This window comes from Shewanella sp. FDAARGOS_354, assembly GCF_002209245.2.
GTDB lineage: Bacteria > Pseudomonadota > Gammaproteobacteria > Enterobacterales > Shewanellaceae > Shewanella > Shewanella xiamenensis.
The window spans coordinates 4,983,614-4,995,743 of the sequence record NZ_CP022089.2; the positions used below are offsets into that span (position 1 = coordinate 4,983,614).

The window sequence follows — 12,130 nt, forward strand, 5'->3', positions numbered from 1 at the left end:
GCTTTTCTTTGTTTTCAGTTCAGCCTATTGCGGATTTAAAAATCAATCGTTGAATTGTGAACCAGATGCAAGGCGAATTTTTTAAGCCTATCTATACTAAAAACAATAACATTAAACCATCAAGGGAAAGCTAGGTTGAAACCTAATAATACTAATAAAGGGGTTGATTATTGGACAAAACGGATAAGTGAGTTGGAAATGCCAGCGCTTTGTTCCACCGTCCAAACGTTAGAAAAGCTTGCCAAGGATGACGTTTCTTCACTTGCCTTATTAGGGCGTAGCGTGATGCATGATAACGCCCTCACATCACGTATTTTGCGGGTCGCAAATAGCGCTATTTACCATAAGGGCAGTACGCAAATTTCTACTGTAAGCCGAGCCGCTATTGTGCTTGGTTTTGATGCAGTTCGTAATATTTGTATCACTGCACAATTATTATCTAGCTTGTTAGAAAGTAAAAACCTCTCGCCTTCAGTATATCAAAGATTAATCAAATTAATGGCTAAGGCATTTCAAGCTGCGATGTTAACTCGGATGATGCTCAGTCATTATGATGATGATATTCAAGAGGAGGCCTTTATAGCCTGTTTGCTTTTTCATATTGGTGAGAGTGCGTTTTGGAGTATCGGGGGAGAATTTACCGAAACCCTCGATAGCCAATTAACGAAATGTGAAACTCCAGCAGAAGAGCGAACTCTTATTCGTGAATCATTAGGTACCTCTTTTTCACAACTAACCCAGAGTATTGCTCGCCATTGGGGATTGGGGGAATTATTGATCCAAGCGGTAAATAATCCCGATGACGCTCGTCCTGAAATACGCTGCATATTTTTAGCGGATAAACTTTGCGAAACGCTCTCTGTGGCGATACCAGATCAGATCGATCTTGAGAAATTTATAACTCAAGCGGCCAACTTTACCGGGCTGGATGAGAGTGAATTTACCTTAAGAATGCAGCGTTGTACCAAGGCGACCCATAAATTAGCTGAAGCCTATGGCGCTAAAGTGTTGATTGACTATCTACCTGATCCCAAGAGGCTCGATAAGCTTGAGTCTCGTTTGCCAGAAGTAGAACTACCGATTTTTGCCGCCAATTTAAATATCCAATTAGCTAAACTGCGTGAGCTTACAGCTTTTGCAATCAATAAAGCCGATTTTAATCAAATCATGCAAACCGTACTTGAGGGTATTTTAGAGGGGGTTGGAGTTGATCGCTGTGGTGTGTTGCTGTTGTCTCCTAGCCGTAAACAGCTACAGCCAAGAATTATGCTTGGCAGAGATGCAGAGGAAATGAAACGATTATTTATTATCGAACTTGGGGATAAGAAGGGGTTATTTCCAATGGCGATGGAGCATAAGGAGTCACTTTGGGTTGATAATCCGAGTGCCAAAAAATGGCAAGAACAATGTCGTGAGTTAAAAGTGCAATTGCCAGAGTCGGGTTTTTTAGTGGCGCCCTTGTTGGTGGATAATAAAGTGATCGGCTTTTATTATGCAGACAGAGGACCATCTGAGAGGTGTTTTACAGAAGTGGATTTTCAAGCTTTCATCCACTTCTCACAGCTGGCAAATGTGTGTTTTACCGTGTCCTTAAAATAACGATTTACTGTGCTTTTTTAATTTCAGCAGTGATTTTTTTCGCTATACCATTGGGGATGGGAAAACTTAAATGATATTGAGCTATTTTCCATTCTCCATTGGTTTTGATTAATGTTCCTGTACCACGACTCACGCCATAACTCGGACTATTGAGCAGTTCGTCGAACAGAATTACATCACCATGTTGCACTAAATGGCGCGAAGTTAAATCGTAGCGCCAGCCTTTTGTGGGACGGGAATAGTGTTCAAATTCTGCCATTCCCCAACGTTCATTCGCATCCGTTCCGATAAAAATCCCATCCTGACGATACAGTGAAAAATATTTATCCCAATCGGCACTACTGGAATATTGATTCAATTGATCAAGTACTTGAGCTGCGGCTTGTTCATCGGCAGATGGGACTGATATGCCGCTTGTTGCTGGTATGATGGCATTACTATCATTAGCATGGTTATTCGAGCTGAAGAGTAACGCGACCACAACAAGAATGAACATAGTGGTACAGAATCGACTTGAATTTTGCCGAGTGGCATTATGCGAAGTGGCTGAAAGATGTTTGTATTTAGCTATTATTGTCATAGGGTATTCCTTGTGTTTATTACTTTGTAATGACATCAGTGCCAATTGAGCGGATCAACTTGATAGAAATGACTTAATTCTCGGTAAAGTGCTGGATGTTCTTGGTTGAGTTCTGCTGGTTTTTCAAAAAAAACTTCGGTCGCTACGGCAAAAAATTCTGCTGGGTTGGTAGCCCCATAGCCATTAAATAGGGCTGGTTTACCGACGGCAGTATCTTCAACTAGTTCATTAAATGCTTGATTAAATACGCTTGACCAAGACAGATAATCTTGGCCACGAGCTAAAATTGGGGCGCCATTGGCGTGGCCATCCTCTTGATCTAATTGATGGGCAAACTCATGGATGACAACATTGTTGCCATCGTGTGGATTGGCAGCGCCTTCAAGCGTATTTTTCCATGAAAGTATTACTTGTCCCTGCTCCCATGATTCTCCAGCGAGTACGTTACGTTGCTCCCTGATTAAGCCTGATGGATCTTGTCGTTGGCTGTCGACTATAAATGCATCGGGGTAGACCAAAATTTGTCTTAGTTTAGGGTAGAAATCGGTCTTGCGATTAAGTAGCAGTAGGCATGCTTGGGCAGCAATAGTGACTCGAATTTCATCGGTTATGAGTAAACCATCGCAGCCAACAAAATGCTTTTCATCTAAAAATACCTGAATATGACGTTTAAGTTGCAATTGAAGATCTGCAGGTAATGCATGAAAAAATGGAAGTCTTCTTTTTAGTATTGCTCGCCAAGTCTTTGGAAAGGGGCTTGCCATCACTTGTTTACGACGGAGGTTTTTGCGCCAACGACTGGAGGCCAACCAAGCAATCGCACTGAGGCCAAATATTAGAATCGTTAAACTGGCGAGCATAGTCCCTCAGTGTGTTATTGGTGTCAGTTATATTAGCTAATGGGGATTGAGCGTACTGAACTCAATCCTTTGGTTAAAAATAAAACGCTTTCAGTGAGCGGCTTAATGCGGTACGAGTGGTGTTAGTGAGCGCCAATGAAGACTTCTGTGCGATTTCGCCCTGCTAGTTTGGCACGATAGAGCGCCTCATCAACATGGCTTATCAGCTTGTTTGCATCGAGTAATTGCGGAGGTTGCCAGCAGGCAATTCCTAAGCTAATGGTGACAATCCCTATGTTTGATGAGCCTTGATGGGGAATATGCAAGTCTATAATGGTTTCGCGCAGATGTTCGGCAATTTTGTAAGCATCTTCAATATGGCTTGAGGGCAAGAGTAACATAAATTCTTCACCACCATAGCGAGCTAGAATATCTGTGGGACGTTGTAGAATTGCTTTGGTGGCCTCGACGATCTGTTTTAAGCATTGATCACCGACCACATGGCCATATTGATCATTAAATTCCTTAAAGTGATCTAAATCGAACATCACAATACTCAATGGCATATTATGATCGTTGGCGTAACTCAATTCTTTTAGTATTTGGCTATCTAAATAGCGGCGATTATAGCATCCAGTGAGTCCATCGGTTTCTGCCATCGCTTTAACTTGAGCTGCGTAGGTTTTTAGGGTTTCAAGTGAACTCACCATTTGTTGTAGTTCAAGGTTATCGGTAATCGGCATTTGGGTATCGAGTTTTTCATTGGCGATGGCATTCATTGCATCACGAGTCTCAATCACGGGTTTAATAATACCTTTAGCAATAAAGTGCCAACTGGTGAGCCAGATAAAAAAGCAATAAAGAATACCTCCACAAAAGATGAGGATGACAAACGAGGTACTATCACTCTTGAGATCGGTGCCTGCGATCTGAATTTCTTCTTCAACATGGTTGACTAACTCTTGGGTGAAGGTTGCTATTTGCCTCGCTGCACTGGCTTGATAGCCAAAATGAGCATTGGCTATTTGAGTACTTTTTAAGGCATTACGGGATAGCTCAAATAGGTTGTCATTGCCAACCATGTTTTGTTTTATTTGCGATAACCAGTTGAGATAAATTGTATTACTCGAATGCATAGACGCGACGATATTTTCCATTTGAATAAGTCGTCGCATCGCTTCCCGTTGAAGGTGATTTAACGTCGCTATATTTGGGGTATTTTTTACTTCATCTAATAACACAAACAGGTGCTCACCTTGGTGCTGGTACTCCGAAATTGCTTGATGTTCTATCTGATTGTTGGTAATTCCACTGAGATCTTTATGGTTAACTAATAGAGCGAATCGTTCATGGGTCTGATTCAGTTGAGTCTGCATTTCATCAGAAAATGCTGATGACATACCGGCCAAATTTGTTTGAATATTTTGTGCCTGTAACTTTGCCTGTAAAGCACTGTCTGTAAGCGTATTGAGCAATGGGAGTTGTTGCTGATAATAAAGCTGAGTATCAATCGTTGTGTTTAGGGCTTGATACATCTTGGGAGTGGTTTCAAGACTTAGTAATACTTTTGTATCTTTTAACAAATGCTCCCATTGATTAGTTAACTCTGAAAGTAGGGACAGTCGTTGTTGCTCAGTATCATAGTGGTTTAATTCTGTGGTGATAATTTGCAACCTTTCACTGTTTTTCGCTAGTTGCAGCGCAGTGGTGACTTTTACGACATCACTATTTACCAGTTGCTCAATTTCAGTTCTCAATTGTTGTGACAATAGGATAGCGATAATGCCATTGAGTAACGCCATGCCGAGAATAATATAGAAGGCTAGCGTAATTTTCTGTTTAAGACTGGTCAGTCGTTTTGAGTTCATTTGTTTTTCTTGTCGATTGCAGGGACTTCCCCGTAGGTGTTCTGCAAATGTTTAATTTTGGTGCTTAACTCAATAAAAATATCTGTACTATTGGCTTCATGCTGGCTTGCGGCATAACAAGCATGGCTTAATTCTGGATAAATCTGCCCCATTGCTGTAGTGGTAAAGTGTCCTACTTCCAATACTTTAGTCGACCAGAACAAGTTAGCAATATGGCTTGCCTCAAATGCACCAGCAACAGACCTTTTTGAAGCTTGTTTAAATTCGGGAGCCGTAACGACATCCATTCGGCATGGATTTCCGCCGCCAAGTGCATAGGCATATTGGGCTTCAAAAGTGCCCATATATTTGAGTAACCAATAGGCGGCTTGTGGATTTTTACTGTCGTAGCTCACCGCAAAGGCATAGGCACCATTGTAAGGAGTTCCTCCGGGGACTTGAGATACCCCAAGTCGAGCACCAGGTATATTGGCTTCAACTTTAAAAGAGGCTGGCCAAAGGTTGTTATAGGCAAAGGGCCATATGGCTACCTGTCCCGTCGCCATAGCATTCGCGGCTTCATTAAAGGCAAACTTATCATCAGCAGGATAGGCATAGGGCATTAGTTTGCGATAGATTATTCCTGCGGTAATTGCCTGTTGATTGACACTCGGAACTTCAAAGTGAGTCAGTTTTTTTTGTTGATCATAAATAGGCCACATCCAAACGCCGCCTAAACTCCAAATAATGCTGGAAAACTCATCGTTAATATGGGGTTTATTACCCGACATCAACGCTAGGCCATAAAAGTTATGGGTCAATGGTTTGTCTGCAAGGAGTTCACCCGCTTTTCGCGTAAAGAAGACGGCTTGATCTTCTAATTCTTGAAAGTTGGTCGCGGGTTTGAGTGGGTAGCCAAACCGTTGTTGAAAGTGAGACTGTTCGGTTTTATTTTCAAATAAATCGGCGCGGTAATGACTTCCCATTACGTAGTTATTATAGGGAATTGCGTGCAATTCTCCGTGGTAGGATAAAATATTCAGTAATGATGGATAGTAGGGTTCGAGGTAGCTTTCCATCGCTTTTTCACCATCGGGATCATAGAGTTTTGCTAATTCCAACAGGGGGACTGTATAGCCGTTTGCCGCCCATTCTTTTGCCCAGCCAGCCTCCATAGTGAGCAGATCGTATTTTCCTTCCCCCATTAATAATGCGTGGGTCTGAAGTTCGAACATGCTTTCAAGTTCGGTGCTAATCACATTGACTTTAACACCGGTTTTTTCGGTGAATTTGGGTAGCATTTGTTGGGTGAGATAGTCAGTCCAAAAGCCTTTTTCGGCAACTAAAGTGATTGGCGTTTTATTCGGCAAGGGGGGAATTTGATCCAAAGAAAACTCCGCTAAGGCGGGAGGTGCTAGCGTTAATCCCAGTCCGAATAATAGGATAGACAAACGTGTTAACAAGAATAACTCCTTAAATACTCGGGCTATTGATGCTAATCAATAGCATTAATCAGCTCAGCTGTACATTAAGGATAGATTTGTAAAAAAAATTGACTCAATTTTTTATCGGTTTTTTTAGACAAAAAAAGTCCGATGACCTAATTAATTCAGATCATCGGTAAAGGGTGGGAGATGGTGCGCAATTAAGCTTGTTTTATTTGCTGTTCGCGCATCTGCCTCAATGCGGTTGGCAAAGCATAATGTTGTTCAATTAAAAAACGGATCAATTTAGATTTAGAAATATCACTTTCCTCTGAGAGCGTTGCTAAATGGGCTATTGCCGCCTCACTCAGTGAAAATGTGGCTTTGCGGTAATGTGGCCGTTCGTCGTCAATCGTGGCATCAAGGGGTCTTGATGCCGTTTGTGGTCGATGCAAAGTCACCACATTGGAAGTTTCCAAGGTGACTTCAACTGGTGATTCTTTCACTCGCTCCATCGCCGCCACTGAGTTGCCCGTGCTTGGAATATGACTTTCTCCCATAGCATAAAGGGTTGCGGCATCAATAAACTCATCGAGGGAGAGGGGCTGGACGCCTCCCCTAGATGGCATAGCGTTTTTCTTGAGGTCGCTGAGTCCCATATTGTCCTCTCAGATGATTCGGCTGAGGTTGATTGATAGCGGCACGATGCGCGGCTATTGGTGTGCTTGGTTTGAGTAAGGCCGTTAACGAGGCTGCGCAGTCCACTTGAAACATTTCACAGGCGATAGCACGGATTTCAGCTGCGGCTTTACCCTTTGGTTCTATCTCCATCACCGACAATCCAGACTCTTCACTGTCATCATAGATATTACGACTATAGGTAATTGCATCTAATACATTGATATCATAGGTTTTACAGACCTCTTTAGCCTCTAAAATACGATTCGCTTGATTGGGAAGGTTGGGGCATTGCGTGATAACGAAAGACGCGTGTAATTTAGGGTTAATCATCTTACAAGTCGCGACGATATCATCCATATGACTCACGGTTTTTAAATCTCGGCGTTTGGGTCTGAGCGGCATTAATATATGCGATGCAACTGACATGGTTGCCCTTAATGCAAGATTATCCTGCCCACCACAGTCAACGAGTACAAAGTCATAGTGTTGTTCTAAGCTCAGAAGATCGTTACGGATCTTGCCATAAAGTTGTACGCAGTTGATGCTTGCCAGTTTCGGATTATTGTTTCTGGCTTGGATCCAATCCGATGTGGTTCGCTGTGGATCGCAATCCACCATGATGACAGAGGCACCACATTCAGTGGTGAGAAATACTGCGATATTTTGTGCGAGGCAACTCTTACCGCTGCCGCCTTTTTCGCCGCCGACTAACACTATCATGACGAGTTCCTCAATGCTTAGGCTATCACTTGGGCGGTAATATGTTGCTTATGGTTTTTTTACCGCACCTTGTTGTCATAAACGAATGTAAACCCTGTGTTAATGTTGGTCAATTATCTGATTTTTGACGTTTTTTTATAAAATGTCGCGTGATTAATATTTGACGCTACCATGTAATATGCCGTTAATTTGACTCTTTCTGCTAGCGGGATTACTTAGGCGATTTTGAATTTTAGTTATCTGATTATTAAGGTTTTTAGTGAATTTTTAACATCAATTGATTATGAATGTTTGCTCTCCATTGCGGCAATGATATTGAAATTAAGGCTTGGTATAGTTTACTTTGAACGTTTATTTTAATTTTTTATGCAAAAATATTATTAAAATATTGGCCTCTCACGACGACTTTTCAAACGAAAGTTGTCTTGCATAAAGCTTGAGTGTCATCAAATTGCCACCTTGTTGAGTTAGTCTTTCCCATTAATGCCGTCTAATCACCTTGATTTTTCTACCATTCGTGAAGGGATGCCCAAATGGATATTAAAATGTCAATGCCTATTGAATTTGAGCTGGTTGAATCTGCTCCTTTATTTCATGAGTTGCTGAATCTACGCGATGCGGCTGGGTATCCTTCTATCGGCGTTGAGATGGCTGATGGGCATCCGTTACAGCCTTTATATTGGGTATCTATTCGCTTAACGAGTGATCAGTCAAAAAATACCTGTGCGATAGTGGCAACAGCCTGCGTATATGGTGATAAGGCTAACCATCTGGCGATTGAGGATTTTATTGTTTTACCTGAGTATCGGCATGTGGGGCTGGCAAAAATAATGTTAGAGCGAGTCATGACTTTTGTTGATGAGCATGCGAGTCAAGGAACTTGTGTGAGCATTAACGCCCACGGAGAAGAACAACGACTCTGTATTGAGTACGGTTTTGAGTATTCACATTGTGCGAATCTTGGACCGAATCTGCGTAAAATCTACGCTTGATGCCGTATCAACTCAGGGTAAGCCTGCGGTTTGCTCTGAGTTTATCCCCCCCTTAGTCGTTCTCAGCTTGTATTAGCCATAGGCATTCATTAGGTATTAGGGTAGCATCCTCAATCTAGTTTTCTGTCTGAGTTCAAGCTAATACTGTCATGGATCAACAACAGCTTATCGATGCCGTAAATCAGGTCATGCCCTTTGGTAAATATGCTGGCCGCCGCTTACTCGAATTGCCTGAACCCTATCTTGTGTGGTTTCATCAACAAGGTTTTCCAAAGGGAAAATTAGGGGAGCAGTTAGCGCTGATTTATGAGGTAAAACTCAATGGCCTTGAGGGCATGTTAAAACCGCTATTGAAATGAGTTCCCTACTAAGCGATAAAAATCCTACTTTTGCGATAAGTGTTGTATTTCGTGATAGAGATTGGCGATTTATTACCTATGGCATGTTTTAATGCTGCATATTAGTAAAACACAAGGAACAAAAGGCATGATGGCAAAATTGGTAAAATTAGCTGCTGTAGCAACATTAGCGTTAGGTATGTCAAGTGCTTGGGCACAGGGCGTAGTTCATGAAGGTACAGTGGTTGATACTATGAATGGTGGCGGCTACACCTATGTTCAAATTAAAGAAGCTGACAACACGTTTTGGGCAGCAGGCCCAGAAGCTGAAGTCAAGAAAGGTGACAAAGTAGCTGTGGTTGAGCAAATGTGGATGAACCAGTTCACCAGCAAAACCTTAAACCGCACCTTCGACAAGCTGTTGTTTGTTGGTCAAATCGAGAAGAAATAATCGATACCTTAGCAACGTTCATGTTGCGATGAGTTCCTAAACCGCCTCGCCTTGTTAGAGGCGGTTTTGTTTTCAGCGGTGTTCGGCTTAAATAAACGTCAACGCTATCACTTCTCAATAAATAACTGCAAAATACGGCAAATACTCGCAATGATATTTGAGCATACCGTGCCAACGTCTAACCAAACTAACGAGAAAATTGAAGTCGTCGCTTATCAGCGTTGCTATGCAAGTGCGGTCAGTCAGCTCTTTCATCACTGTGTTCATCAAATACAGCATGAGCGTTATACTACTGCGCAGTTAAATGCCTGGTCACCCTCGCCCCGTTCCAGTCAACATTGGCATTTACGTTTAAGTCGTTCCCAAGCTTGGATTATTTTGGTGACAGATGCGCTGAGCTTAACTAAGATTTGTGCAGGTTTTATCAATGTTGAAACGGATTTTCGCCATAGGGGATATATCGATAGTTTGTATATTCATCCTAATTGGCAGCGCTGTGGACTCGGTGAACTGGCTATCAGACAGTTAGAGCAATGGGCGAGGAAGCAAGGTTACAGCCAATTAAGTGCCGATGCTTCTTATCTTTCCCGTGGGCTGTTTATTAAACTCGGATTCGTCCAACAGCAACGCAGCTATCAACAAAAACTGGGCCAAGTGTTGCCGAGTTTTTATATGACTAAAAAACTGTAACTGAATGGGAATGCACTGCCTGTGTGCCCATTGGTCATGATTAACCCATAGGAGTGGACTCCAATGCAGATACGCTTATTTTCTCCTGCTGACGTGGCACAGGTGGCGGCGGTATTTAACGCCAGTGTGATGGAGGGGGCGCAGGAATATTACTCGCTTACCGAACGTTTAGCTTGGGCGCAAAATCAGGGTGAGGCACGCAGCGATGCCTACTGGCTGGCCAAGTTAGAAGATACAACCACGTGGGTTGCACTTGAAGACGATAAGCTGGTTGGTTTTATCAGTTTAAGGTTGTGCCCCGATAAAGAGCTTGATTGCTTAGTCGGCGAAGTTGATTGTCTGTTTGTTCATCCTGAATATGGTCGTGCTGGTGTAGCGACACATTTATACTTGGCACTACTCGAAGAGTCGAAAAGGCTAAACCTTAAAAGACTCACAGTTGAAGCCTCCTATCAGGCGCGGCCTTTCTTTGAAAAACAGGGCTTTAATTGCATTCGCCGTAATGAACTACGCCGCTATCTCACCGCTGAAGACAAACAAAACGACAGGGCGCAGGTGTTAGTGAACTTTAGTTTGATCATGTCCTTATCATAGGTTCGCGCTTGAAGAGACTATTCTGTTTTAGCCATACACCATACACAGAGTAATAAAAAACCGCCTCGTTTCCTTGGCGGTTTTTATTGGTCAGTAAGCATCATCAGGCTAAGTCAAACACCAGTGCTGTGACTGGGCTGTCAGTGGCGCTAAATCTAACCACTTCTTCGGCGGTGATATGCGCGCCATCCCCAGGGGTGAGCACTTGGTCATTGACCTTAAGCGTACCTTCCACCAGTTGCACATACAGCTGACGCTGCGGCTTAAGCTGCGGCATATGCACTTGCTCTTGCGGTGCCAGCATTAGGCGATATAAGGTCGCATCCTGCTGCACTTTTAAGGTGCCATTTTCACCCGTTGGCGTGACCACGGCTGTGAGCGCCGAGGTTTGCTCGAAGGCTTTTTGCTGATAACCCGCATCAATGCCTAAGGTGTCTGGTTGGATCCAGATCTGCAAAAAGTGCAGTGGCTCAGTGTTTGATGCATTAAACTCACTGTGATAAATCCCTTTACCGGCGGACATTAACTGAAACTCACCCGCTGGTAAGGTCTTAATATTACCGAAGCTGTCCTTATGAGCTATGGTGCCTGAAATCACATAACTGATGATTTCCATGTCTTTATGGCCATGAGTTTCAAACCCCGCGTTCGGCGCGACTCTGTCATCATTAATGACTCGTAGGGAAGACACACCCATATGCCGCGGATCGTAGTAACTAGCAAACGAGAAGGTATGTTGACTCTTTAACCAGCCTAAGTCTGCCTGTCCTCGGTCCTGCGCTTTACGTATACGGATCATCGTTAACTCCTTATTTTAAGCGTGCGGCTAACAGGTTGTCGGCACTCAGTTTACCTGCACCTGACACGGCCAGAGATACCGTAGCGGCTAACAGGGCTAAACCAAATTCATAACCGTTATTGCTAAGGAACAGACCGTTACCAATGTGAACCGAGAAAATCGCGACCACCATAGTAAAGGACAATACCAGTGCCGTTGGGCGAGTCAGTAAACCGATAATGATCAGCAAGCCACCAAAGAATTCGCTTGAACCTGCCATCAGCGCCATTAAGTAACCTGGTGTTAGGCCGATGGAGGCCATCCATTGTCCTGTGCCTTCTAGGCCATAGCCGCCAAACCAGCCGAAGAGTTTTTGTGAGCCGTGGGCCATGAGGATGATCCCGATAGGAATACGCAGGGCCAATGGGGCGAAACTAGGCGCAGAGGTCAGTAATTTTCTGATAAGTGCTTTCATGGGATGTTCCTTAATTCAAATTTTTTAACTATGTCGTTAATGGGGTAGTCGGTCGAGATTTAGCGTCAATCTCTCCATTGGTTTACAGTCTAGACTTGACCTTTAAGAAAGAAAATCGGAAC

14 protein-coding genes are annotated in these 12,130 nt (G+C 43.1%); 6 read left to right on the plus strand and 8 right to left on the minus strand.

The window, feature by feature from the left end; genetic code table 11:
• Nucleotides 1-135: 135 nt before the first annotated feature.
• A complete protein-coding gene (locus CEQ32_RS22450; protein WP_037420732.1) occupies nucleotides 136-1,599 on the plus strand; it encodes an HDOD domain-containing protein in 1,464 nt (487 codons plus the stop codon).
• Between the two features lie 4 nt (nucleotides 1,600-1,603).
• Here CEQ32_RS22450 and CEQ32_RS22455 read toward each other — a convergent pair whose 3' ends face one another.
• From CEQ32_RS22455 to CEQ32_RS22480, 6 genes are all read right to left on the minus strand, one after another.
• A complete protein-coding gene (locus CEQ32_RS22455) occupies nucleotides 1,604-2,095 on the minus strand; it encodes a nuclear transport factor 2 family protein (RefSeq protein ID WP_082389640.1) in 492 nt (163 codons plus the stop codon).
• Between the two features lie 119 nt (nucleotides 2,096-2,214).
• Entirely contained in the window at nucleotides 2,215-3,039 is an 825-nt protein-coding gene (locus CEQ32_RS22460) for a zinc-dependent peptidase (protein ID WP_037429412.1), read from the minus strand.
• 122 nt (nucleotides 3,040-3,161) lie between these two features.
• Nucleotides 3,162-4,886, minus strand: coding sequence for a GGDEF domain-containing protein (locus CEQ32_RS22465; RefSeq protein ID WP_088586909.1), 1,725 nt, complete (start codon nucleotides 4,884-4,886; stop codon nucleotides 3,162-3,164).
• Complete coding sequence (locus CEQ32_RS22470) at nucleotides 4,883-6,328, minus strand: ABC transporter substrate-binding protein (protein WP_088586910.1); 1,446 nt, start codon at nucleotides 6,326-6,328, stop codon at nucleotides 4,883-4,885. Before CEQ32_RS22470 ends, CEQ32_RS22465 begins: the two co-directional genes overlap by 4 nt.
• Before the next feature lie 182 nt (nucleotides 6,329-6,510).
• Nucleotides 6,511-6,948, minus strand: a complete 438-nt coding sequence (locus tag CEQ32_RS22475; RefSeq protein WP_088586911.1) for a CopG family transcriptional regulator — start codon at nucleotides 6,946-6,948, stop codon at nucleotides 6,511-6,513.
• Nucleotides 6,908-7,690, minus strand: a complete 783-nt coding sequence (locus CEQ32_RS22480) for an AAA family ATPase (protein WP_037420721.1) — start codon at nucleotides 7,688-7,690, stop codon at nucleotides 6,908-6,910. Before CEQ32_RS22480 ends, CEQ32_RS22475 begins: the two co-directional genes overlap by 41 nt.
• A 533-nt stretch (nucleotides 7,691-8,223) precedes the next feature.
• Between CEQ32_RS22480 and CEQ32_RS22485 the strand changes: the two genes are divergently transcribed.
• The 5 genes from CEQ32_RS22485 (at nucleotide 8,224) to CEQ32_RS22505 (ending at nucleotide 10,755) form a co-directional block, all read left to right on the plus strand.
• A complete protein-coding gene (locus tag CEQ32_RS22485; protein ID WP_088586912.1) occupies nucleotides 8,224-8,682 on the plus strand; it encodes a GNAT family N-acetyltransferase in 459 nt (152 codons plus the stop codon).
• 149 nt (nucleotides 8,683-8,831) lie between these two features.
• Entirely contained in the window at nucleotides 8,832-9,041 is a 210-nt protein-coding gene (locus tag CEQ32_RS22490; RefSeq protein WP_011622004.1) for a DUF3820 family protein, read from the plus strand.
• A 127-nt stretch (nucleotides 9,042-9,168) separates the two neighbouring features.
• The gene (locus CEQ32_RS22495) at nucleotides 9,169-9,471 is read left to right on the plus strand and encodes a hypothetical protein (protein WP_011622005.1); all 303 of its coding nucleotides are present in this window, start codon (nucleotides 9,169-9,171) and stop codon (nucleotides 9,469-9,471) included.
• A 150-nt stretch (nucleotides 9,472-9,621) separates the two neighbouring features.
• Entirely contained in the window at nucleotides 9,622-10,161 is a 540-nt protein-coding gene (locus CEQ32_RS22500) for a GNAT family N-acetyltransferase (RefSeq protein ID WP_052183954.1), read from the plus strand.
• A 63-nt stretch (nucleotides 10,162-10,224) separates the two neighbouring features.
• On the plus strand, nucleotides 10,225-10,755 hold the full coding sequence (locus CEQ32_RS22505) for a GNAT family N-acetyltransferase (protein WP_037420716.1): 531 nt from the start codon (nucleotides 10,225-10,227) through the stop codon (nucleotides 10,753-10,755).
• 103 nt (nucleotides 10,756-10,858) lie between these two features.
• On the opposite strand, the gene CEQ32_RS22510 is transcribed toward CEQ32_RS22505, so the two are convergent.
• Together CEQ32_RS22510 and CEQ32_RS22515 are read right to left on the minus strand one after the other, a co-directional pair.
• The gene (locus tag CEQ32_RS22510; RefSeq protein ID WP_047533700.1) at nucleotides 10,859-11,554 is read right to left on the minus strand and encodes a pirin family protein; all 696 of its coding nucleotides are present in this window, start codon (nucleotides 11,552-11,554) and stop codon (nucleotides 10,859-10,861) included.
• 10 nt (nucleotides 11,555-11,564) lie between these two features.
• A complete protein-coding gene (locus tag CEQ32_RS22515) occupies nucleotides 11,565-12,008 on the minus strand; it encodes a DoxX family protein (RefSeq protein WP_088586913.1) in 444 nt (147 codons plus the stop codon).
• Between the last annotated feature and the right edge of the window lie 122 nt (nucleotides 12,009-12,130).